Genomic DNA, 22477 nt, shown 5'->3' with positions numbered 1-22477 from the left:
GTCGCGCAGTTCCCCGCGCCCCTCGGGGACGCTGACGAACCGTGGCCCGAGCGGTCTCGCTCAGTGATGGAAGCCGGTGGCCGCCTCCTTGTCCCGCGTCAGGGGGTGCGGCTGCCGGCGCAGCTCCGGCAGCAGCCGGCCCAGGTCCTCCACGAACAGCTCGGCGAGGTCGGCGGAGAAGCCGTTGCGGCAGACGACCCGCAGGACGGACAGGTCCTCGCGGTTCGGCGGGAAGGTGTACGCCGGGACCAGCCAGCCCTTCTCGCGCAGCCGCCGGGAGACGTCGAAGACGTCGTACGCCCGCACGTCGGGGGCCGTCGTGAAGGCGAAGACGGGCAGCTGGTCGCCCCGGGTCAGCAACCGGAAGTCGCCGAGCTTCCCCACGGCGTCGGCGGCCTTCCCGGCCACGTCCCGCGAGGCCTGCTGCACGGCCCGGTACCCCTCCCGCCCGAGCCGCAGGAACGAGTAGTACTGCGCGACGACCTGGGCGCCCGGCCGCGAGAAGTTCAGCGCGAAGGTGGGCATGTCGCCGCCCAGGTAGTTGACGCGGAACACGAGCTCCTCGGGCAGCGCCTCCTCGTCCCGCCACAGCGCCCAGCCGACGCCCGGGTAGACCAGCCCGTACTTGTGCCCCGAGGTGTTGATCGAGGCGACCCTCGGCAGCCGGAAGTCCCAGACCAGGTCCTCGTCGAGGAAGGGCGCCACCATGGCGCCGGACGCCCCGTCGACGTGGACGGGGACGTCGAGCCCGGTCCGCTCCTGCAGACCGTCCAGGGCGGCGCACAGCTCCGCGATCGGCTCGTAGGACCCGTCGAAGGTGGACCCGAGGATCCCGACGACCCCGATGGTGTTCTCGTCGCACAGCTCGGCCGCCGCCTGCGGATCGAGGTGGAACCGGTCGCCCTCCATGGGCACCTGCCGGGCCTCCACCTCCCAGAAGTTGCAGAACTTCTCCCAGCAGACCTGGACGTTCACGCCCATGACCAGGTTCGGGCGGGCGTCCCGCGACGGATAACGGTCGGCGTTGCGCCGCGCCCAGCGCCGCTTAAGCGCCATCCCGGCGAGCATGCACGCCTCGCTCGACCCGGTCGTCGAACAGCCCACGGCCGCCGCCGGGTCCGGCGCGTGCCACAGATCGGCGAGCATCGCCACGCACCTTTTCTCCAGCTCGGCGGTGCGCGGATACTCGTCCTTGTCGATCATGTTCTTGTCCCGGCACTCCGCCATCAGCACCCCGGCCTGCGGCTCCATCCAGGTGGTGACGAAGGTGGCCAGGTTGAGCCGGGAGTTGCCGTCCAGCATCAGCTCGTCATGGACCAGCTGGTACGCCGTCGACGGCGGCAGGGGAGTGTCGGGCAGCCGGTGCCTGGGCGGGGCCTCGGTCATCCCGCCGACCGGGTTCGCCTCGCCGTAGAAAGGATTGACGGCGAGCCTGCGCCCGCCGCCCTCGTCGTGCGGTGCTTCGCTGTTCCCACGGTGCAGGGGCATGCATACGACGGTAGGTCCGGGCCCTGGGGCTTGCACCTCACGTCGCGTGAGGACTCACCGTGGAGTGCGTAAGAAGAAGGGAGCGGAAGTGAGCTACTCCGTGGGACAGGTCGCCGGCTTCGCCGGAGTGACGGTGCGCACCCTGCACCACTACGACGACATCGGCCTGCTCGTGCCCAGCGAGCGCAGCCACGCGGGCCACCGGCGCTACAGCGACGCCGACCTCGACCGGCTGCAGCAGGTCCTGTTCTACCGCGAGCTCGGCTTCCCGCTCGAGGAGGTCGCCGCCCTGCTCGACGACCCGGACGCGGACCCGCGCGCGCACCTGCGCCGGCAGCACGAGCTGCTGACCGCCCGGATCGAGAAGCTGCAGAAGATGGCGGCGGCCGTGGAGCACGCCATGGAGGCACGCACGATGGGGATCAATCTGACGCCGGAGGAGCGCTTCGAGGTCTTCGGGGACAAGGACCCCGAGCAGTACCGCGAGGAGGCGGAGGCACGCTGGGGCGACACCGAGGCGTACACCGAGTCGCAGCGCCGCGCCGCCACGTACACCAAGGAGGACTGGAAGCGCATTCAGGGCGAGGTCGACGACTGGGGCCGGCGGTACGCGGCCCTCGTGGCGGCCGGCGAGCAGCCGTCCGGCGAGGCGGCCATGGACCTCGCCGAGGAACATAGGCAGCACATCAGCAGGTACTACTTCGAGGTTCCGTACGAGATGCACCGGTGCTTCGGCGAGATGTACGTCTCCGACGAGCGCTTCAAGGCGTTCTACGACTCCATGCACCCGGGTCTCGCCGAGCACCTGAGGGACGCGATCCTCGCGAACGCCGACCGCCACACCGCATGAGGGTCCTGGCCCGGGACCCCGGACGGGTCACTCCCGGGCCAGGACCACGGCAGTCCCGTAGGCACACACCTCGGTGCCCACGTCGGCCGCCTCGGTCACGTCGAACCGGAACATCAGCACCGCATTCGCGCCACGCGCGCGTGCCTGCTCGACCAGCCGCTCCATCGCCTGGTTGCGGGTCTCCACCAGCGTCTTGGTCAGACCCCGGAGCTCACCGCCGACCAGCGACTTCAGCCCGGCGCCGATCTGACTGCCGAGGTGGCGCGAGCGCACGGTCAGCCCGAACACCTCGCCGAGAACCTCTGTGATCCGGTGACCGGGGACGTCGTTCGTCGTCACGACCAGAACGTCGGGCCGGGGCCCCTGTCCACCGCCGTACTCATCGATGCCCATGACTCACAGCTTTGTCCCGGCAGGGGCACAGTGCATCCTGAGGGGGTCCATGGAACCTGGGCGGCCGGTGCAGCGTTGATAATTCTTGAGCAGCCAGCTGCGCCCCGCCCGCCCCCTCCCAGCAGGAGCCACAATCCCGTGACCACGCTCGCGCTCGGCCCCGAGTGGCTCGACCCGAACTATCTGATCGAGACCTTCAGCCTCCCCGGCATCCTGCTGATCGTCTTCGCCGAGTCCGGCCTCTTCGCGTTCCTGCCCGGCGATTCGCTGCTGTTCACGGCGGGCCTCTTCGTGGCCCAGGGCCAGTACATCAGCCAGCCCCTGTGGCTGGTCTGCACGCTCATCGTCCTGGCCGCCGTCATCGGTGACCAGGTCGGCTACATGATCGGCAAGTTCCTCGGGCCGAAGCTCTTCAACCGGCCCAACTCCAAGCTCTTCAAGCAGGAGAACCTGGACAAGGCCCATGAGTTCATGGAGCGGTACGGCCCCAAGGCGATCGTCCTCGCCCGCTTCGTCCCGATCGTGCGCACCTTCGCCCCCATCGTGGCGGGCGCGGGCCGCATGAAGTACCGCACGTTCTTCACGTACAACGTCATCGGCGGCATCGCCTGGGGCACCGGCGTCACCCTCGCGGGCTACTGGCTCGGCCAGATCGAGTTCATCAAGACGAACGTCGAGGCGATCCTCGTCCTGATCGTCCTCATCTCCGTGATCCCGATCATCATCGAGTTCCTGCGCGAGCGCGCCAAGAAGAAGCGCGCGGCAGCCGAGACGCCGGCCCACGACCGGCACCAGCCCCCGCTGATGGACGACGCGACGACCCAACTCCGCCGCATCCCGTCCGACGACCAGCCCCAGCCCCAGCAGCAGTACGGCAACCAGCAGGGCGGCCAGCAGCAGTACGGCTATGACCAGCAGTACTACGGCAGCCAGCAGCCCCAGCAGCAGCCGTACGCCCAGCAGTACCCCCAGGGCTACGGCCAGCAACAGTCTTACGGCGCCCAGCAAAACCAGCAGTACCCGCCGAACCAGGGCTACTGAAGCGCCCTGAAGGGGCGCGGGGAACTGCGCGACAAGCCACGCACCACCCGAAGTCGCCGTAGGACAGAAGCGACCGGGCCAGTAGGCACTCGGCGTCAAAACCCTCGCGTCCGCTTCGCGGCCTTGCGCCCCGCAACGGGAATCCTCAAGAACATCCGAGAGATCTCCGACCCCAGGTTGACCCCAATAGCAATGGCCATGGCCAAAGAGGCAGCCGTCGCCAGCGAGACCAGCCCCGCGTCCACCTCGTTCTGCGCGATCGACAACAGCCCGAAGTACGTCGAGGACCCCGGCAGCAGCGGCCCGATCGCCGCCGTCGTGTACGGCAACGCCGACGCGAACCGGTACCGCGCCAGCAACTGCCCGAACAACCCCACCAACCCGGCCGCCACAGCCGTAGAGGCAACCGGCGAGAGCCCACCGGCGTAGTGCATCGCGCCGTACACCACCCACGCGACACCCCCGTTGAGGGTCACGGCGAGCACAGTGGACCGCTCCTGCTGCAACAGCACCGCGAAGGTCAGCGACAGCAGCATCGACGCGCCGATCTGCCAGTACGGCCGTTCGGAGATGTTCAGCGCCGCGTCCGGGTTGAGCTTGGCGCCGAGGTTCACGCCGAAGTACAGGATCACCAGCACGCCGACGACGATGCCGACGAAGAAGTACATGACCTCCAGCAGCCGCGCGGAGGCGGTGATGTAGAACCCGGTCAGCCCGTCCTGCACACCGGCCACCAGCGCCCGCCCGGGCAGCAGCGCGAACAGCCCACCGGTGATCACCGCGGACGCCTTCACGTCGACGTGCGCCAGCGTCAGCGCGACCCCGATCGCGGCCGGCGGCATCGCGGCCACCGTGAACTGGTAGAACTCCGGCATTCCACGCCCCGCGCACAGCCACGCCAGCCGGTCGCCGAGCATCGCGCCCAGCATGGCCGCGATGAAGACGATCACGTCACCACCGACCAGCACGGAGGCGGCGCCCGCGAGCAGCCCGCTCGCTCCGGTCAGCACCCAGGTCGGATACGGGTGCCGGTTCCGGCGGATCTCCGCGAGCCGCCCGTAGGCCTCCTCCAGGGAGATGTGGCTCTCCGGATCGCTGAGGTCGTCGACGAGCTGGTAGACGGCGGCCAGGCGCGTGTAGTCGGTGCCGCGCCGCCGTACCGTGCGCGCCGCCGACACCGGATCGTCCACCAGCGACGGCTGGTACGAGATCGACAGCAGGGTGAAGGTGACGTTCGGCTCGCAGCGGTCCAGGCCGTAGGACCGGCACACGGCGAACATCGCCGCCTCGACGTCCTCCGCGCCCTCACCGCCCGCCAGCAGCAGCTCGCCGATACGCAGGGTCAGGTCGAGCACGCGCGGCACGGCCGGACCCTCGTCCTCCGCCTTCGGCATCCGCTCCGGCGCGGGCCGCTCGGCCACCGGCATGCGCAGCATCGTCCGCATACGGTCCTGCCAGGGCAGGTCCTTGGTCAGGCGGACCATCGGGATGCCGTTGGGCGGAGTGAACGCCGGCAGGGCGTCCTCCGGGCTGTAGCCGCTCGGCGTGCTGAACGCCGATCCCCCGGGCTCCGGGGACGGCGGCTGCGGTACGTCCAGCCCCTTGGGGAGGGCGAACTCGGACGTGGTCTCCGACTCGCTGTCCCCCACCTCGATCCCGGCGGGCGGCCTGAAGGCCATCCTCGCCTCGTCCGACTGCGGCTTGCGGTCCTCCGCGTCCGTCACGTGCGTAGCACTCCCTGTACGACACCTCCTGCCGCACTCAGTATGCGCACAGACACACGAACGGGCCGCACGCGCACGCGTACAGCCCGTTCACAAGGCCAGGAGGCTGCCGGTGGCTCAGTGGCCGCCCTGGTCCTTGAAGCGCTTGTACGACCGCTCGATCTCGGCCTCGGCCTCGGTGCGGCCCACCCAGTCGGCGCCCTCGACCGACTTGCCGGGCTCCAGGTCCTTGTAGACCTCGAAGAAGTGCTGGATCTCCAGGCGGTCGAACTCCGACACGTGGTGGATGTCACGCAGGTGCTCCACACGCGGGTCCGTCGCCGGCACGCACAGCAGCTTGTCGTCGCCGCCGGCCTCGTCCGTCATCCGGAACATGCCGATCGCGCGGCACTTGATGAGGCAGCCCGGGAAGGTCGGCTCGTCCAGGATGACCAGCGCGTCCAGCGGGTCGCCGTCCTCGCCGAGGGTGTTCTCGACGAAGCCGTAGTCGGTCGGGTAGGCGGTCGAGGTGAAGAGGCGACGGTCCAGGCGGATCCGACCGGTCTCGTGGTCCACCTCGTACTTGTTCCGCGAACCCTTCGGGATCTCGATCGTGACGTCGAACTCCACCGGTGGCTCCTCCATGATCAGCACATAGTTCTGGTGGTTAAGTGTCCCTCACGCAGGTGTGTGATCGCGAAAGGGGCTGGTGGTCGTGCCAGAGCTGAGGCCTTGGCGAGCCGCGAGACCGCATGTGACGCGGGTCGCGGACGCCGTACGACCGCGTCTGGCGCGAGCCGCACAGGCCGTACGCCCATGTCTCGCACGCGCCGCGACGGCCGCGAGGCCACGGGCCGCCCGGCTCACGCGAGCCGTCTCCTGGCAGGCCGCGCGGACACGCAAGCCGAAGACCTGGCAGTACACCGCGGGCGCCGCCACCGCCGGACTGGCACTGGCCGCCGGAGTGGTCACCGCCGCCGGTCCCTGGGACTCCACCGGTCAGCGTACGGCCGAGCGGGACCGGGCGGCCGCCCAGGAGCGCACGGGTGGCACAGATCACGGCCGTAAAGCCGATACGTCCGATACCTCCGACACGGCGGCCGAGGCGCCCCGTCCCGCCCCCAGTGCGGCCTCCGTCCTCACCGGCCTCGGCGGCGGCACCAGCACCGTGAAGTCGGCCCCGAACGGCAAGGCCCTCGCCGGCGTCCTGGGGCCGCTCCTGGACGTCCCGGGGCTCGGCACCCGCAGGGCGGCGGCGGTCGTGGACGTGGCCACCGGCGAGCGCCTCTACGGCGAAGGCGCCGGCGAGGCCCTCACCCCGGCCTCGACGACGAAGATCGCCACCGCCGCGGCCGCCCTCGCCGCACTCGGCCCCGACCACCGCCTCACCACCCGTGCCGCCCTCGAACCGGACACGAAGGAACTGGTTCTGGTCGGCGGCGGCGACCCCACGCTGACCGCCCGCAAGGCCGACGGGGGCTGGGCGAGCCTGCGCGAGCTGGCCTCCGCCACCGCCGAGGCGCTGAAGAAGCGGGACGTACGCAAGGTCACCCTCTCCTACGACACGACCCTCTACGCGGGCCCCGACCTGCACCCCATCGGCGTGAACGACAACCTCGCCCGGGTCACCCCCCTGATGGCCGACGAGGCCCGCACGGACGGCTCCAGCAGCGGCCCGGCGCCCCGGGTGGCGGACCCGGCGAAGGACACGGCGACCAGGTTCGCGTCCTTCCTCGCGGACCACGGCATCAGGACCACGGCCCCCGGCCCCTCCAAGGCGACCAACCGGGCCGAGTCCCTCGCCGAGGTCTCCTCGCCTCCGCTCTCCGCCCTGGTCGAGCGCATGCTCACCAACAGCGACAACGACATCGCCGAGGCCCTCGCCCGTCAGACGGCCGTGGCGAGCGGGAAGCGCGCCGACTTCGACGGCGCCGGTGAGGCGATCGAGGACCGGCTGAAGGAGCTGGGACTGCCGGTGTCCGGCGTCGACGTCAAGGACGGCAGCGGTCTCGACCGCGCCGACAGACTCACGGCGGGCCTGCTCGCGACCCTCCTCGCCAAGGCGGCCGACCCGACCCACCCCGAACTCCGCCCCACCCTCACCGGCCTCCCCGTAGCAGGCTTCACCGGCACCCTGGCCGGCCGCTACACGGACGGCGCGGCCGGCATCGTGCGAGCCAAAACAGGCACCCTGACCGGCGTGAACACCCTCGCCGGCACAGTGGTCACCCAAAACGGCCGCCTCCTGGCCTTCGCCTTCCTGGCCTCGAACACGTCGGATCCGGGGGCGGCCCAGTCGTCCCTGGACAAGACGGCAACGGCACTGGCGTCCTGCGGCTGCGACTGACCGTACGAGCTGGTGACGGCGGCCGGCCGACACGCGCCGGTCGCCGACGGGCGCCGCCTCGGCCTGCAGCGCCGGGCGTCGTCCCGAGACACCTCCACCCGTGCCGACCGCAAGCACCCCGGCTCTCACGCCGGGCGCCGCCCAAACCGACCGCCGGCCCCACCAACCCCCACGGCCTGCCCCAAGTGGGAACGCTCACGTACGGTTGACACATGACGAGCATCGGTGGTGCCGAGATGGTCGACTGGAATCTCGCGGTGGCAACCGCGACCCGGCTCGTACGGCCGGGCCCCGAGGTGAGCCGCGACGAGGCCCGCGCCGTCGTCGCCGAGCTGCGCCGACACGCCAAAGCCTCGGAGGAGCACGTCCGGGGCTTCACTCGTATGGGCACGGAGGAGACCCACGACACCCCCGTCCTCGTCGTGGACCGCCCCGGCTGGGTCCGGGCGAACGTCGCCGGCTTCCGCGAGATCCTCAAGCCCCTGCTCGAGAAGATGCAGGAGCGCCGCAGCGGAAGCACCGGCGGCGCGGTACTCGGCGCCGTCGGCGGCAAGGTCACCGGCGTCGAACTGGGAATGCTGCTGTCCTTCCTGGCCTCCCGCGTCCTCGGCCAGTACGAGACCTTCGCCCCCTCCACCCGCGAACTCCCCGCCGGAGAGAACGGCGGCGGCCGGCTCCTCCTCGTCGCCCCGAACATCGTCCACGTGGAGCGAGAACTCGACGTACAGCCCCACGACTTCCGCCTGTGGGTGACCCTGCACGAGGAGACGCACCGCACGCAGTTCACCGCCGTGCCCTGGCTGCGGGACCACCTGGAGGGCGAAATCCAGTCGTTCTTGGGGGAGACGGACGTCGACCCCATGACCGTCCTGGAACGCATCCGCGAGGCCGCACAGTCGCTCGCGGGCGGCCGCCCCGAGGCCGAGGAGGACGACGGCGGACGGTCCTTCGTGGAACTGGTGCAGACCCCGGCCCAGCGGGAGATCCTCGGCCGCCTCACCGCCGTGATGTCCCTCCTGGAGGGCCACGCCGACTTCGTCATGGACGGGGTCGGGCCCCAGGTCGTACCGACCGTCGCCGAGATCCGCGAGAAGTTCCAGCAGCGTCGTGCCAAGGGCGCGTCGAGGCTCGACATGGCCCTGCGCAAGCTGCTCGGGCTGGACGCCAAACTCAGGCAGTACCGCGACGGCGAACGCTTCGTACGCGCCGTCGTCGACCAGGTCGGCATGGACGGCTTCAACCGCGTGTGGACGTCCCCGAACACCCTCCCCACCAAGGCGGAGATCGCCAAACCGGCGGACTGGATCGCGCGGGTGCACCGCAAGGCCGAGTAGTGAAATCACACGGGGAGTCGTGCATCTCATACGAACGTCGTGAACCGAATCCGGCCGACGGCAGGCGAACGCCCCTCCAATCACCCGTCCGAGGGACCGTGGGCGATGGGTAGGCGTGCAATGCTCGGGGAACGGCCCGGTTCTGTCACCATCTACACACTCTGAGTGACCGACCTCGGGCTCACCCCCCGAAAACTTCATGAAGGGAACCGGACATGGGTCCCCATCCTGCGGTCGCGGCGATACGCCTGGCGGTCCGCCGCGTCCTCCACGACATCCTCACCGAACACAGCCACATCACCGACGCGACAGCGCCCGGCAGCCGGCGCGCGATCTCCTACGAGACGCCGCCCGCGACACCGCCGACGGCGCCCGCCGTGACGTCGGCCGCCACCATGCTGGCCACAGCCGCGCACGACACCCCGCGGGCCACGGCCTCCCGCGGCCCGGCCACCCACGGCACGGCTCACGAACCGTCGTACGAGCCCCTCCGCGCAACCTCGCAGGAGCCCCCGCGCCCCGCCCCGCACGAGCGACCCCCCTCCCCGCTCGTGCTCGTGGCCTGCTCCGGCGGCGCCGACTCCATGGCCCTCGCCTCCGCGCTCGCCTTCGAAGCCCCCAAGCTCGGCATCCGCGCCGGCGCCGTCACCGTCGACCACGGACTGCAGCCCGGCTCCGACCTGCGCGCCGAAGAAGTCGTCCTGCGCATGCGCGAACTCGGCCTCGACCCGGTCGAGTCCATCGCCGTCACCGTCGGCCGCGAAGGCGGACCCGAAGCCGCAGCCCGCGACGCCCGCTACGCCGCCCTCGACGACGCGGCCGTACGCCACGGCGCCCTCGCCGTCCTGCTCGGCCACACCCGCGACGACCAGGCCGAAACCGTCCTTCTCGGCCTCGCCCGCGGCTCCGGCATCCGCTCCCTGTCCGGAATGGCCGCGGTCTCGGGGGCCGGCGGCCGTTACCGGCGCCCCTTCCTCCAGCTCGACCGGCAGACCGCCCGCAAGGCCTGCATGGTCCAGTCCCTGCCGGTCTGGGACGACCCCCACAACGCCGATCCCGCCTACACCAGGTCGCGGCTGCGCCAGGAAGGCCTGCCCGCCCTGGAGAAGGCACTCGGCAAGGGCGTCGTGGAGGCCCTCGCCCGCACGGCCCAGCTCTCCCGCGACGACGCCGACGCCCTCGACGCCTGGGCCCGCCAGGCCGAGGCCGCCGTACGCGACTCGGCCGGCCTCCTGGAGTGCGCGAAGCTCTACGCGCTGCCGCCCGCCGTACGCCGCCGGATCCTGCGCCGCGCCGCCATCGAGGCCGGGGCGCCCGCCGGTGCGCTGTTCGCCCGCCACATCGAGGAAGTCGACCGCCTGATCACCGGCTGGCGCGGCCAGGGAGCCATCAATCTCCCCGGCAAAGTCGTCGCCCAGCGCCAGGGTGGCAGACTGGTGATTCGGCAAGGCTGAAACCGGACCTCCCACCGGCCCCTCGATCGGGGCCGCGAGAGCGGCCGGGACAGGCCGGTGGGACGACCGAAAGTGATGCGGGTGGACGCGAAAGACATGGGTGCCGACCTCAAGCAGGTACTCATCACCAAGGAAGAGATCGACGCCAAGCTGGCAGAGCTGGCGGCGAAGATCGACGCGGAGTACGAGGGCAAGGACCTGCTCATCGTCGGCGTCCTCAAGGGCGCGGTGATGGTGATGGCCGACCTCGCGCGGGCGCTGTCCACCCCCGTCACCATGGACTGGATGGCCGTGTCGTCGTACGGCGCCGGGACCCAGTCCTCCGGTGTCGTGCGGATCCTCAAGGACCTCGACACCGACATCAAGGGCAAGCACGTCCTCATCGTCGAGGACATCATCGACTCCGGGCTGACCCTGTCCTGGCTGATCAACAACCTCGGCTCCCGCGAGCCCGCCTCCCTGAAGGTGTGCACGCTCCTGCGCAAGCCGGACGCCGCCAAGGTCGCCATCGACGTCGAGTGGGTCGGCTTCGACATCCCCAACGAGTTCGTCGTCGGCTACGGCCTCGACTACGCCGAGAAGTACCGCAACCTCCCGTTCGTCGGTACGCTCGCGCCCCACGTCTACGGCGGCTGACCCGGACGGTCCGGAAATCCGGACCCGAAGGGCCCAAGCCCCGTACGAAGATCGGGAACCCCGGCGGGCCTCGCGGCGTTGGAGCATGCAGACGGGCTTGCCAGCCCGCCCGTGCGGCTACGGGCGTCAAAGCTGGGGTACCGTCAGAAGAACTGTCTTATCAAACTCACTATGGCAGGAGGGACGGGGCGGCACCGCTCCGTATGGATGGACGTGAAGCGATACTTCCGTGGGCCGGTCATGTGGATCGTGCTGGCCGTCCTTGCCGTGGTCGTGTTGATGCAGGTCGTCGGCTCGTCCGGCGGCTACAAGACGGTGGACACCGGCCAGGTCGTTCAGGCGATCAATCAGAACAAGGTCGAGTCGGTCAAACTGACCACCGGCGACGAGCAGACCGTCAAGGCCCAGCTCAAGGACGGCGAAAAGGTCGAGGGCGCCACCAAGATCCAGGCGTCCTACATCGGCGACCAGGGCGTGACCATCGCCAACACGCTGCAGAACAAGTACGAGCAGAAGCAGATCCCGGACGGCTACACGGTCTCGCCGTCCAAGCAGAACCCGTTCGTCGGCATCCTGCTCTCCCTGCTGCCCTTCGTCCTCATCGTCGTCGTCTTCCTGTTCCTGATGAATCAGATGCAGGGCGGCGGCTCCCGGGTCATGAACTTCGGCAAGTCCAAGGCGAAGCTCATCACCAAGGACACCCCGAAGACGACGTTCGCGGACGTCGCCGGCTCGGACGAGGCCGTCGAGGAGCTCCACGAGATCAAGGAGTTCCTCCAGGAACCGGCCAAGTTCCAGGCCGTCGGTGCGAAGATCCCCAAGGGCGTCCTGCTCTACGGGCCTCCTGGCACCGGCAAGACGCTCCTCGCGCGCGCCGTCGCCGGCGAGGCGGGCGTCCCCTTCTACTCGATCTCCGGTTCCGACTTCGTCGAGATGTTCGTCGGTGTCGGTGCCTCCCGAGTCCGTGACCTGTTCGAGCAGGCCAAGGCGAACGCCCCGGCGATCGTCTTCGTCGACGAGATCGACGCGGTCGGCCGCCACCGCGGCGCCGGCCTCGGCGGCGGTCACGACGAGCGCGAGCAGACCCTGAACCAGCTGCTCGTCGAGATGGACGGCTTCGACGTCAAGGGCGGCGTGATCCTCATCGCCGCGACGAACCGGCCCGACATCCTCGACCCGGCCCTCCTGCGCCCCGGCCGCTTCGACCGCCAGATCGCGGTCGACCGCCCGGACATGCAGGGCCGTCTGGAGATCCTCAAGGTCCACCAGAAGGGCAAGCCGGTCGCCCCGGACGTCGACCTGTCGGCGGTCGCCCGTCGCACGCCGGGCTTCACCGGCGCCGACCTGAGCAACGTCCTCAACGAGGCCGCGCTGCTCACGGCCCGCTCGGACAAGAAGCTCATCGACAACCAGATGCTGGACGAGGCCATCGACCGCGTCGTGGCGGGCCCGCAGAAGCGGACCCGGATCATGTCGGACAAGGAGAAGAAGATCACCGCGTACCACGAGGGCGGACACGCCCTGGTCGCGGCGGCCTCACCGAACTCCGACCCGGTCCACAAGATCACGATCCTGTCGAGAGGCCGGGCCCTCGGCTACACGATGGTCCTGCCGGACGAGGACAAGTACTCCACGACCCGCAACGAGATGCTGGACCAGCTGGCCTACATGCTGGGCGGCCGCGCGGCCGAGGAGCTCGTCTTCCACGACCCGACCACGGGCGCGGCGAACGACATCGAGAAGGCCACGGCCACGGCCCGCGCGATGGTCACGCAGTACGGCATGACCGAGCGCCTGGGCGCGATCAAGTTCGGCGGCGACAACACCGAGCCGTTCCTCGGACGTGAGATGGCTCACCAGCGCGACTACTCGGAAGAGGTCGCCGCGCTGGTGGACGAGGAAGTCAAGAAGCTCATCGAGAACGCGCACAACGAGGCCTGGGAGATCCTGGTCGAGAACCGCGACGTCCTCGACAACCTCGTCCTGCAGCTGCTGGAGAAGGAGACGCTGGGCAAGGAGGAGATCGCCGAGATCTTCGCCCCCATCGTCAAGCGCCCGCCGCGGCCCGCCTGGACCGGCTCCTCGCGCCGCACGCCGTCCACCCGTCCGCCGGTGCTCTCCCCGAAGGAGCTCGCACTGACGAACGGCGCCAACGGCGCGACCCCGGCGATCAGCACCGCGAAGTCGACGGTGGCGGAGCCCGCCCCGGCGACCGAGTCGGCTCCCGAGGAGCGCCCCGAGAGCTGACGCCGCCCGCCCCGGTGACCTCACCGGGCCCGGAATGGATGCCGCGCCCCCCTGGTTTTAGCCTTGGGGGGCGCGGCATTTTGGTATATCCGCAGATCACACGCGCTCGTGGCCCACATGCGCGCGACCCGCACAGGAACGAGGCACCACATGACCGACCCCGTGACGCTGGACGGCGAGGGCTTCATCGGCGAGTTCGACGAGAAGCGCGCCGAGAACGCCGTACGCGAACTGCTGATCGCGGTCGGCGAGGATCCGGACCGCGAGGGGCTGAAGGAGACGCCGGCGCGGGTGGCGCGGGCGTACAGGGAGATCTTCGCGGGGCTGTGGCAGAAGCCCGAGGACGTGCTGACGACGACGTTCGACATCGGGCACGACGAGATGGTGCTCGTCAAGGACATCGAGGTCTACAGCACCTGTGAACACCACCTGGTGCCGTTCCGCGGTGTCGCACACGTGGGATACATTCCGGCCACCTCCGGAAAGATCACCGGACTGTCCAAGCTCGCGCGGCTGGTGGACGTCTATGCCCGCCGTCCGCAGGTGCAGGAACGTCTCACTACGCAGATCGCCGACTCCCTCATGGAGATCCTGGAGCCGCGGGGCGTGATCGTCGTCGTGGAGTGCGAGCACATGTGCATGTCGATGCGGGGTATCCGCAAGCCGGGCGCGATGACCATAACGTCGGCCGTGCGCGGTCAGCTGCGGGACGCGGCGACGCGCAACGAGGCGATGAGCCTCATCATGGCCCACTGAGCAGTGCTGCGCTGAGCCCGCGCTAGACCGTGGGCGCCGTCCCCGCCCCGTCGTGCTCGTCGTCCTCCGGGAGCTTGCACACGCGCTCCAGGAAGATGGCTGCCGCTATGACGGCGATGCCGGCCAGGACCGAGAAGCCGGCGTAGATGGCCTGGTCGCGGCGGGCGGGGATGTCGAGGTACTCCAGGAGGAAGACGCCGGTGCCGCCGTACATGCCGGAGACCAGGGCGGCGACCAGGGCGCTGGCATGGCCGAAGACGACCGCGCGGGCGGCCATCAGGGGGTCGACGCCCTTGGCCTCGGGGCGGCGTTCGCGCTGGGCCTTGAGGCGGGCGCGGATCGAGATCGCCGTGGACAGGAGCACCACGGCGATCAGGGCGAGGACGATGGGGGCGGCCAGGGGGACGCTGGGCAGGGTCCCGACGGAGTTCCACAGGCGGGCGCCCGCCCAGGACAGGACTCCGGCGACGATGAACACACCGGCCAGCATCCTGATGCGCAGCTCTCTCACGGTGTCCCTTCAGCTCCCCCGGGGCCGGGTCCCCGCGGACTTGTGTCGTCTTGACCTTAACGACTACTCGGGCAGCCGGAGTTCCAGGTCCTTGCGCGCTGCGACACCTTCACGGGTGATGCCCGCCAGGAGGTCGGCCACCGGGCCGCGGCCCGGAAGCTGTGCCTGCGGCTCGACGTCGTGCCAGGGAGCGAGGACGAAGGCGCGCTCGTGGGCGCGCGGGTGGGGGAGGGTGAGGTGCGGGTCGTCGGAGACGACGTCGGCGTACGCGACGATGTCGACGTCGAGGGTGCGGGCGCCCCAGCGCTCGTCCCGTACCCGATGGAACGCCTCCTCGACCGCGTGGGCCCGCTCCAGGAGGGACGACGGGGGGAGCGTGGTCTTGAGGACCACGACCGCGTTGAAGTAGGACGGCTGGCTTCCCGGCTCCACGCCCCAGGGCTCCGTCTCGTACACCGGGGAGACCGCCTTGATGCGGATGCCGGGAGTGTCCTCGAGGGCGTCGATGGCGCCCTGGAGGGTCTCCAGGCGGTTGCCCAGGTTGGAGCCGAGGGAGATCACGGCCCGTTTCGGGTTGTGGAGGGTGGTGTCGGCGGCGTCGACCTTCTCGACGACGGAGGCGGGTACCGGCTGTACGGTCGGGTCGCTGTGACCTTCGGTGAAGAACGCGGTCATACTCGGCTCCGGGTGATGGTGACGGTCACGTCGTCGAAGGGGACCGTGATCGGCGCGTCCGGTTTGTGGACGGTGACCTCGACCTCGTGGACCTCTTCGTGCTTCAGACAGGCCTGGGCGATGCGTTCGGCGAGCGTCTCGATGAGGTTGACCGGTTCGCCCTGGACGACGGCCACGACCTCCTCCGCCACGATGCCGTAGTGCACGGTCTTCGCCAGGTCGTCGTCGGCGGCGGCCGGCCGGGTGTCCAGGCCCAGGACGAGGTCCACGACGAAGGTCTGGCCCTCCCTGCGCTCCTCGGGGAACACACCGTGGTACCCGCGGGCCTTGAGGCCGCGCAGCGCGACACGATCCACGCGAATCACTCCTGCAATCGTCGGTGACGGCCGGGCGCTGTCGCGTGCGGGCGGCATGCCGGCCTCGAACGAATCTACCTGCGGGCACTGACAGGGCCGTGCCACGGGGCGTGGGCCCGGTCCGGGGCCAGGAGGATTCATCGCGCGTTTCCCCTGGGGAACCCGGCGGCTCACGGGCTGGTAGCCGCCCCTACCCGGGCCGGCGTGATTCCAACCACTTCTTGGTCCCGGCGGGGCCCCGCGGACCCCCTTGCGGGTGGTCCCCGGGGCTCCTCGGAGTCGTCCCTGTGGTCGTTCCTGTGCGTGTCCCTGTCGGGCGCCTACCCACTCAGGAGGGGCTGCCGTCGCCCTCTTCCTCGTCGTTTTCGGCCAGAATCGGTGAGGCGTGGTGGGACCACACCTTCCAGCCGTCGGGTGTGCGGCGGAACACGTTCGTGGCGACCACCAGCTGGCCCACGAGCGGGCCGAGCTCCTCCCCGCCTTCGGGAGCCGGGCCGCCGCTGAGGATGTTCTCGGTGCACGTCACCACGGCGGTGTCGCCGGTGACGGAGACGTGCACGTCGGTGAGGAAGAACTGGATGTAGTCGGTGTTCGCCATGATCAGCGCGTACGACCTGAGGACTTCGCCGCGTCCGGTGAGCACCGGCCAGCCGGGGTGGACGCAGGAGATCACGCCGGCGTCGGCCGGGTCGTGGTACGTCTCGTCGACGCCCAGGTCGGACGGGGTGAGCCAGAGCGAGGAGAGCTGCTCGAAGTCGCCGCGCTCCATCGCCTCGTAGAAGGCGGCGTTGGCGGCCTCCACCTGCTCGACGTCGGTGTGGGGGGCGCTCACCGGGCTCCTTCGGAGCCGAGTACCGCGCTGGGCTCGCCCTGCGCGCCGGGCGTGTTCTCTGCGGTACGCGCCTCCTCGATGGCGCGTGCGACGCGTACCGCGTCCGCCGTGGCGCGCACCTCGTGCACGCGCACCGCCCACGCGCCGGCCTGTGCCGCGAGCGCCGAGACGGCGGCCGTGGCGGCGTCGCGCTCCCGGGCGGGCGGCGGCGCGCCCTGCGGTCCGGCGAGGACACGGCCGAGGAACCGCTTGCGGGAGGCGGCGACGAGGAGGGGCCGGCCGAGGGTGAGGAGGCGTTCGAGGTGGGCGAGGAGGACGAGGTCGTGCTCGGCGTCCTTGGAGAAGCCGAGTCCGGGGTCCACGACGATGCGGTCGGGGGCGATGCCGCCCTCCAGGACGGCCTCCACGCGCGCGTGGAGCTCGTCGACGACCTCGGTGACGACGTCGTCGTACACGCCCCTGACGTTCCCGCCTTCCAGGAAGCCGCGCCAGTGCATCACGACGAAGGGGGCGCCGGCGTCCGCGACGACCGGGATCATCGCGGGGTCGGCGAGGCCGCCGCTGACGTCGTTGACGAGGGCGGCGCCGGCGGCGAGGGCCTGCTCGGCGACGGAGGCGCGCATGGTGTCGACGGAGATCGTGACGCCCTCGGAGGCGAGGCCGCGGACGACGGGGATGACGCGGCGGAGTTCCTCGGCCTCGTCGACCCGGGTGGCGCCTGGGCGGGTGGACTCGCCGCCGACGTCGACCAGGTCGGCGCCCTCGTCGACGAGGGCGAGACCGTGCTTGACGGCGGACGTCGTGTCGAACCAGCGGCCGCCGTCGGAGAAGGAATCGGGGGTCACGTTGACGACTCCCATGACCGCACACCGGTCCCATTCCGGAAGACCCGAGACGCGCCCGCGTCCGCTCTGCTTGCTCATACGTTCAGCGTAGGCCCAAGGCGGTGCCGCGACGTGCGGTGGCCCGAGCGGGAGCCTCCGGGGCGTGGGGCGGGGGTGAGGCTGCCGCTCGGGCCTGTCCGGGGTGGCCGCGGTCCCGGTCAGGCCGCCTGGGCCTCCCGCTCCGCCACCCGGTGCGGGCAGGGGCGCGGAGCGGTCCTGCGGCGGCGCAGGGAACGCGGCAGCGGCAGGGCCAGGTTCACGAAGCCCTCCGCCTGCATGGCGGCGAAGCCGAGGCGGGGCAGGTCGGCGGAGGCCCGGTAGACGACGAACCTCGGCTCCCAGCGAGGCTGGAACTTGGCGTTGAACTTGTACAGGGACTCGATCTGGAACCAGCGCGAGAGGAACACCAGCAGTCCGCGCCAGGCGCGCAGCACCGGGCCGGCGCCGATCTTCTCGCCGCGCGCCAGGGCCGAGCGGAACATGGCGAAGTTGAGCGACACGCGCGCGATGCCGAACTTCGGGGCGGCCTGGAGAGCGGCCACGATCAGCAGCTCGTTCATGCCGGGGTCCGCGGAGCGGTCGCGGCGCATCAGGTCCAGCGAGACCCCGTCCGTGCCCCAGGGCACGAAGTGGAGGATCGCCTTGAGGTCGCCGTACGGACCCGGCTCCTCGTCGGCCTTGTGGGCGGTGGCGATGAGGCAGTCGCCGTCGGCCGGGTCGCCGACGCGGCCCAGCGCCATGGAGAAACCGCGCTCGGTGTCGGTGCCGCGCCAGTCCTCCGCGGCCTGCCGGATGCGCTCCAGCTCGGCCTCGCCGAGGTCACGGACACGACGTACCCGGGTCTCGTAACCGGCGCGCTCGATGCGCTTGACCATCTGACGTACGTTGCGCATCGCGCGGCCGGCGAGCGAGAAATCCGGGACGTCCACCACCGCCTCGTCGCCCAGTTCGAGGGCGTCGAGCCCGGTCTCGCGGGTCCACACCTCGGCGCCGGTCTCGGAGCAGCCCATGACGGCCGGGGTCCAGGAGTGGGCCTTGGCCTCGTCCATGAAGCGTTCGATGGCGCCCGGCCAGGCCTCGACGTCGCCGATCGGGTCGCCGCTGGCGAGCATCACGCCGGAGACGACGCGGTAGGTCACCGCGGCCTTGCCGCTGGGGGAGAAGACGACGGCCTTGTCGCGGCGCAGCGCGAAGTGGCCGAGGGAGTCCCGGCCGCCGTGCTTGGCCAGCAGGGCGCGCAGGCGTGCCTCGTCGTCCTCGGTGAGGTGGGCGGCGGGGTGTTCCGGGCGGAAGGCGAGGTAGATCGTCGTGACCGCGGTGATCCAGCCGAGGGCGCCCAGGGAGAAGGCGACCGTCCAGGAGGTGTTGCCCTGGTAGTCGACCGGGCCTTCGAAGCCGAAGAGGCCGTACAGGACATGCGTGATGCGGTCGGCCAGGCTCGGGTCGCCGACCAGGGTGTTCGGGTGGGCGCTGACGATGACCAGGCCGAGGGCGAGGGAACCGGCCCCCATGAGGACGAAGTTGGCCAGCGCCCGCCACCTGCTGCGCGGGTCGGGCAGGGCCGCGAACTGGTCGCGGTGGCGCAGCAGGGCCACGAGCAGCGCGACGGAGATGAGGGCGCCCACCAGGGAGTGGCGGTACGTGAACTGCGCCACCGCTCCGGCCGGCAGCAGGACGACGGCGGCGCGCCACGCCCGCCGCTTGCCGCGCTTGAGGCCATGCGCGAGCAGCAGCAACAGCACGCCCGTGCTGAGCGACAGCGCGGCCGCGAACGGACCGACCGAGCCCGGCAGCACCTCGGCGATGGCGTGCATACGGCTGTGCCGGAAGCGCGGGAAGACGCCTGCGGCGATGTTCAGCAGGCCCACCAGGGCGCAGGCCCTGCCGACGAGGACGGGCACGGCCTCGGGGCGCGGGCCGCGCAGCAGGTGCCGTACCCGGCCGGACAGATGCCCCACCTGGCTCGATCGTTCAGGAACCTTGCCCGACATTTCCACATCTGTCCTGACAGACATCGCATCCCACAGTTCTGCGAGAGACCTTGGATCCGGTGCCGATTCGGGCATCCGGCGACATTGCGCCCTCTAGGACGGTGTCTCGAGGGGAGAGGTTCACTCGGCTTCCCAAAACCGTTTCAAAGGCCAAGGAAAGTCCGGGGCAAGCCCTTGCGAAGGAGCAGGGGAGGCAGCGCGGGGAGCACGTGCCCGCGCCGCCGAGGCTCCGGGCGGAAAGTGCGGACAGGTAACCATCGATGGGTCTCACGAGCGACAAGGTGCTGGCGCTGGCGGTTGCGGCCGCCGTAGGGCTGTTCGTCGGCACGGTGTGGCTGTGGCCACGGCTGGCGCGGCGCGGCTGGCGGGCCGTGTCGGGCCGGGTCGGGTTGTTGCTCTCCACTCAGTTGATGCTCTTCGCGGCGGTCGGTCTCGGCGCCAACCAGGCCTTCGGGTTCTACGCCAGCTGGGCCGACCTGTTCGGGCAGGAGAAGGGCCAGGGCGTCGTCGTGGACCACACGCCGGGGCGCGGGCCGCTGCGGGTCGTCGAGACGCGGCGGGTGCCGGGGGCGGCGAGCGCCAGTCCGCAGCTGGGCGGTCAGGTGCAGAAGGTCGCCATCGTGGGCCGTACGACGGACATCGCCACGCCCGCGTACGTCTATCTGCCGCCCGAATACTTTCAGCCGGAATTCCGCACGCGTACCTTCCCTGCGGCCGTCGTTCTGACCGGTTATCCGGGCACGGCGCAGGCGCTGGTGGACAAGCTCGACTATCCGCGTACGGCCGCGAGGCTCGCCGAGGACGGTCGTATGCAGCCGATGATCCTGGTGATGATGCGGCCGACGGTGGCGCCGCCGCGGGACACGGAGTGCGTGGACATTCCCGGCGGGCCGCAGACCGAGACGTTCTTCGCCTCGGATCTGCCCGAGGCCGTGAGCGGCCACTACAGGGTGGGCGGCGGGCCCGGCAGCTGGGGGATCATCGGTGACTCCACCGGTGGCTACTGCGCGTTGAAGCTCGCCCTGCACCATCCCGAGGCGTATGCCGCCGGGGCGGGGCTTTCCGCGTACTACAAGGCGCCGATCGACGCCACGACGGGCGATCTCTTCCACGGCGACGAGGAACTGCGCAATCGCGCGAACCTGTGGTGGTACCTCAAGCACATGCCGGCTCCGGACACTTCACTGCTCGTCAGCAGCAGCAAAGTTGGAGAATCCAACTACAAGGACACGCTGAAGTTCATTGAGCGGGTGAAGGCGAACGGGGTTACCCGGATCTCCTCGATCATCCTCGAAAGCGGAGGGCACAACTTCAACACCTGGCGGCGGGAGATTCCGGGGACGCTGGAGTGGATGAGCGGGCGGTTGAGCGGGTGACGAGCGGGGCGTGATGTGGCAGGTGGAGTGGCGGATGACCGGCGGGTGACGGCGGCGGCCGGGGCTTTGTGATCTTGGTTCCTGGTCAATTCAGTGCCGGGTCTGATTCCTGATGTCGTGTGAACGCCTCGGGATGGCTGTCTTTTTACGGGGCGGGGCAACAAGATTCGCCTACGCGCGGTAAGTTTCTGGCCATGCCACGTGGACGTCACCGTCATTCCCCGCCCTTGCACAGGCTGCTGCCCCCGTCGGCGATCGCAGGCGTCTCCGTCGTCTGTGCCCTTGGCCCCTGGGTGTTCACCGAGCCCATGGTGCTGCGCGGCCTTGCCGCGGCCGCCGCGGCGACGGCGGTCGTCGGTGCGGTCGTCATGCGTCGCTGGGACACGCAGGCGGGCAAGAAGGTCGCCGACCTCACGCGCGCGCGTGCGAGCGACGAGTGGCGGTACGAGGAGCGGGTCGCCGAGCTGGAGACCGATCTCGAGGAGTCGCGCGAGCTGCGGGTGAAGCTGGAGCAGCGACTGCGGGCCAAGCGGGCGGAACTCGCGGGGCTGCGCAACGAGCACGCGGCACTGCTGCGGCGGTACGCCACGGCGGAGACCGAGCGGGCGAGTGTCCTGGAGGAACGCCGGGTTCTGGAGATAGAGGCGGCTGTGCCTGCGCGTGCGTTGCCGCCTGTGCCGGTGCAGGGGTCGGTGCCGGTTGACGGCACGGATTCCGGTGCTGCGGAGGGAGCTGTGGCTGCCCCTGCTGAGGCTGATGTCGAGGGCTCGGCGGGCGAGGAGACGTCCGCGGCTGCTGCGGTCTTCTCCCCGGAAGGGTCCCGGCTGTTTCTGCGGGCCAAGGCGGCGTTGGCGCGGTTCGACGGGGAAGAGGACGCGGCGGACAGCGAGACCTCTGCGGACGAACCGTCGATGGACGAGGCTTCCGAGGACGAGCCATCCGAGGACGGAGCCCCGAAGGGCGGCCCTGCGAAGGGCGAGTCGCCGACAGATGAGTCCCCGAAGAACGAACCTCCGAAGAACCAGCCCCCGAAGGGCGACGGGCCTCCCAACGGCAAGTCCGTGAACGACGGTTCGGATGCCGCCGAGGCGGTGGGCAGCGGCGAATCCGAGACGGAGTCCGCGTCCGCGCTGGAGGACGAAGCGCAGGGGAAGCCCGAGGCGGCCGACGGGCACGAGCGCGCGGCCGCCAACCCCTCGGCAGGCGCGGTCACCAAGGCCGCCCGGCCCGCCCTGCCTCCGGCCCAGCAGCCTGCGGGGCACTTCATCGCGCCGACCGCCGTGGCCGTCGTACCGGCCACGCCCGTGCGGCGCCCTGCGGTCGAGGGTGGGTTCGACTTCTTCGGTACGAAGAACGGGGCGGCGACGCCTTCCGCGTTGGAGTCGGTCCAGAACGAGGACCTCGCCGACGTCGTGGGCCAGGAGGCCCTCGCCCTCCACAAGGCCGAGTCCGAGGCGGAGTTCAAGCCGGCGGACGAGGAGTCCCGGGGTGTCGGGCAGGTCATCGACCTGACGGCTCACGACGAGACGGAACAGATCGATGTGCAGGGGCTGCGGAGCGCGGTTTCCTGACGGTGGTCGGGCGGGATGCCTGCGGCGGTGGC

At 70.5% G+C, this 22477-nt stretch carries 20 protein-coding genes; 10 read left to right on the top strand and 10 right to left on the bottom strand.

Annotated elements, in window-relative coordinates; all coding sequences use genetic code 11:
• Positions 1–60 precede the first annotated feature (60 nt).
• Positions 61–1488 (bottom strand): glutamate decarboxylase, encoded by a 1428-nt coding sequence (locus ACZ7L6_RS14265; protein ID WP_471923556.1) that lies wholly within the window; start codon positions 1486–1488, stop codon positions 61–63.
• Positions 1489–1576: 88 nt separating this feature from the next.
• Here ACZ7L6_RS14265 and ACZ7L6_RS14260 point away from each other — a divergent pair, with 88 nt between their 5' ends.
• Positions 1577–2338, top strand: coding sequence for a MerR family transcriptional regulator (locus ACZ7L6_RS14260; RefSeq protein WP_471923554.1), 762 nt, complete (start codon positions 1577–1579; stop codon positions 2336–2338).
• 27 nt (positions 2339–2365) lie between these two features.
• Here the strand turns inward: ACZ7L6_RS14260 and ACZ7L6_RS14255 are convergent, their stop codons facing one another.
• Complete coding sequence (locus tag ACZ7L6_RS14255; protein WP_471923552.1) at positions 2366–2731, bottom strand: YbjQ family protein; 366 nt, start codon at positions 2729–2731, stop codon at positions 2366–2368.
• A 138-nt stretch (positions 2732–2869) separates the two neighbouring features.
• On the opposite strand from ACZ7L6_RS14255, the gene ACZ7L6_RS14250 reads away from it, so the two are divergent.
• The gene (locus ACZ7L6_RS14250; protein ID WP_471923550.1) at positions 2870–3772 is read left to right on the top strand and encodes a DedA family protein; all 903 of its coding nucleotides are present in this window, start codon (positions 2870–2872) and stop codon (positions 3770–3772) included.
• A 95-nt stretch (positions 3773–3867) separates the two neighbouring features.
• On the opposite strand, the gene ACZ7L6_RS14245 is transcribed toward ACZ7L6_RS14250, so the two are convergent.
• Positions 3868–5496: a threonine/serine exporter family protein gene (locus ACZ7L6_RS14245; protein WP_471923548.1), complete on the bottom strand. Its 1629-nt coding sequence runs from the start codon at positions 5494–5496 to the stop codon at positions 3868–3870.
• 117 nt (positions 5497–5613) lie between these two features.
• Positions 5614–6105: an inorganic diphosphatase gene (locus tag ACZ7L6_RS14240; protein WP_031487466.1), complete on the bottom strand. Its 492-nt coding sequence runs from the start codon at positions 6103–6105 to the stop codon at positions 5614–5616.
• A 79-nt stretch (positions 6106–6184) separates the two neighbouring features.
• Here ACZ7L6_RS14240 and dacB point away from each other — a divergent pair, with 79 nt between their 5' ends.
• From dacB to folE, 6 genes are all read left to right on the top strand, one after another.
• The gene (gene dacB, locus ACZ7L6_RS14235; protein ID WP_471923546.1) at positions 6185–7822 is read left to right on the top strand and encodes a D-alanyl-D-alanine carboxypeptidase/D-alanyl-D-alanine endopeptidase; all 1638 of its coding nucleotides are present in this window, start codon (positions 6185–6187) and stop codon (positions 7820–7822) included.
• A 212-nt stretch (positions 7823–8034) separates the two neighbouring features.
• Entirely contained in the window at positions 8035–9156 is a 1122-nt protein-coding gene (locus tag ACZ7L6_RS14230; RefSeq protein WP_471923544.1) for a zinc-dependent metalloprotease, read from the top strand.
• A gap of 215 nt (positions 9157–9371) precedes the next feature.
• Positions 9372–10610 (top strand): tRNA lysidine(34) synthetase TilS, encoded by a 1239-nt coding sequence (tilS, locus tag ACZ7L6_RS14225; RefSeq protein ID WP_471923542.1) that lies wholly within the window; start codon positions 9372–9374, stop codon positions 10608–10610.
• 75 nt (positions 10611–10685) lie between these two features.
• A complete protein-coding gene (gene hpt / locus ACZ7L6_RS14220) occupies positions 10686–11246 on the top strand; it encodes a hypoxanthine phosphoribosyltransferase (protein WP_398814035.1) in 561 nt (186 codons plus the stop codon).
• Between the two features lie 207 nt (positions 11247–11453).
• Positions 11454–13493 carry an ATP-dependent zinc metalloprotease FtsH gene (gene ftsH / locus ACZ7L6_RS14215; protein ID WP_471923540.1) on the top strand — a complete coding sequence of 680 codons (2040 nt, stop codon included), beginning with the start codon at positions 11454–11456 and terminating at the stop codon, positions 13491–13493.
• Positions 13494–13643: 150 nt separating this feature from the next.
• A complete protein-coding gene (gene folE / locus ACZ7L6_RS14210) occupies positions 13644–14249 on the top strand; it encodes a GTP cyclohydrolase I FolE (RefSeq protein WP_471923538.1) in 606 nt (201 codons plus the stop codon).
• Between the two features lie 22 nt (positions 14250–14271).
• Here folE and ACZ7L6_RS14205 read toward each other — a convergent pair whose 3' ends face one another.
• The 6 genes from ACZ7L6_RS14205 to ACZ7L6_RS14180 all read right to left on the bottom strand — a co-directional run bounded on the left by ACZ7L6_RS14205 (position 14272) and on the right by ACZ7L6_RS14180 (position 19498).
• On the bottom strand, positions 14272–14760 hold the full coding sequence (locus ACZ7L6_RS14205) for a DUF3180 domain-containing protein (RefSeq protein ID WP_471923536.1): 489 nt from the start codon (positions 14758–14760) through the stop codon (positions 14272–14274).
• Positions 14761–14823: 63 nt separating this feature from the next.
• Positions 14824–15435: a 2-amino-4-hydroxy-6-hydroxymethyldihydropteridine diphosphokinase gene (folK, locus tag ACZ7L6_RS14200; protein WP_471923534.1), complete on the bottom strand. Its 612-nt coding sequence runs from the start codon at positions 15433–15435 to the stop codon at positions 14824–14826.
• Positions 15432–15791: a dihydroneopterin aldolase gene (folB, locus tag ACZ7L6_RS14195; protein WP_471923532.1), complete on the bottom strand. Its 360-nt coding sequence runs from the start codon at positions 15789–15791 to the stop codon at positions 15432–15434. Before folB ends, folK begins: the two co-directional genes overlap by 4 nt.
• 328 nt (positions 15792–16119) lie before the next feature.
• Positions 16120–16623, bottom strand: coding sequence for a nuclear transport factor 2 family protein (locus ACZ7L6_RS14190; RefSeq protein ID WP_471923530.1), 504 nt, complete (start codon positions 16621–16623; stop codon positions 16120–16122).
• Positions 16620–17546, bottom strand: a complete 927-nt coding sequence (gene folP / locus ACZ7L6_RS14185) for a dihydropteroate synthase (RefSeq protein WP_471923528.1) — start codon at positions 17544–17546, stop codon at positions 16620–16622. Before folP ends, ACZ7L6_RS14190 begins: the two co-directional genes overlap by 4 nt.
• Positions 17547–17665: 119 nt before the next feature.
• Positions 17666–19498, bottom strand: coding sequence for a phosphatidylglycerol lysyltransferase domain-containing protein (locus ACZ7L6_RS14180; RefSeq protein ID WP_471923526.1), 1833 nt, complete (start codon positions 19496–19498; stop codon positions 17666–17668).
• A gap of 260 nt (positions 19499–19758) precedes the next feature.
• Between ACZ7L6_RS14180 and ACZ7L6_RS14175 the strand changes: the two genes are divergently transcribed.
• Both ACZ7L6_RS14175 and ACZ7L6_RS14170 read left to right on the top strand, forming a co-directional pair.
• On the top strand, positions 19759–20874 hold the full coding sequence (locus ACZ7L6_RS14175) for an alpha/beta hydrolase (protein WP_471923524.1): 1116 nt from the start codon (positions 19759–19761) through the stop codon (positions 20872–20874).
• A 194-nt stretch (positions 20875–21068) separates the two neighbouring features.
• Entirely contained in the window at positions 21069–22445 is a 1377-nt protein-coding gene (locus tag ACZ7L6_RS14170) for a hypothetical protein (RefSeq protein ID WP_471923522.1), read from the top strand.
• The last annotated feature ends 32 nt before the right edge of the window (positions 22446–22477 follow it).

Source organism: Streptomyces sp. NPDC107522 (assembly GCF_055657525.1).
Note: the sequence above shows the minus strand (reverse complement) of the source record. Positions and strands in the feature narration are given on the sequence as shown.

Coding starts and splice junctions, on each gene's coding strand:
- ACZ7L6_RS14265 (WP_471923556.1), bottom strand. CDS start 1,488: ATGCCCCTGCACCGTGGGAACAGCGAAGCACCGCACGACGAGGGCGGC.
- ACZ7L6_RS14255 (WP_471923552.1), bottom strand. CDS start 2,731: ATGGGCATCGATGAGTACGGCGGTGGACAGGGGCCCCGGCCCGACGTT.
- ACZ7L6_RS14230 (WP_471923544.1), top strand. CDS start 8,035: ATGACGAGCATCGGTGGTGCCGAGATGGTCGACTGGAATCTCGCGGTG.
- tilS (WP_471923542.1), top strand. CDS start 9,372: ATGGGTCCCCATCCTGCGGTCGCGGCGATACGCCTGGCGGTCCGCCGC.
- hpt (WP_398814035.1), top strand. CDS start 10,686: ATGCGGGTGGACGCGAAAGACATGGGTGCCGACCTCAAGCAGGTACTC.
- ftsH (WP_471923540.1), top strand. CDS start 11,454: ATGGACGTGAAGCGATACTTCCGTGGGCCGGTCATGTGGATCGTGCTG.
- folE (WP_471923538.1), top strand. CDS start 13,644: ATGACCGACCCCGTGACGCTGGACGGCGAGGGCTTCATCGGCGAGTTC.
- folK (WP_471923534.1), bottom strand. CDS start 15,435: ATGACCGCGTTCTTCACCGAAGGTCACAGCGACCCGACCGTACAGCCG.
- folP (WP_471923528.1), bottom strand. CDS start 17,546: ATGAGCAAGCAGAGCGGACGCGGGCGCGTCTCGGGTCTTCCGGAATGG.
- ACZ7L6_RS14180 (WP_471923526.1), bottom strand. CDS start 19,498: ATGTCGGGCAAGGTTCCTGAACGATCGAGCCAGGTGGGGCATCTGTCC.
- ACZ7L6_RS14175 (WP_471923524.1), top strand. CDS start 19,759: ATGGGTCTCACGAGCGACAAGGTGCTGGCGCTGGCGGTTGCGGCCGCC.
- ACZ7L6_RS14170 (WP_471923522.1), top strand. CDS start 21,069: ATGCCACGTGGACGTCACCGTCATTCCCCGCCCTTGCACAGGCTGCTG.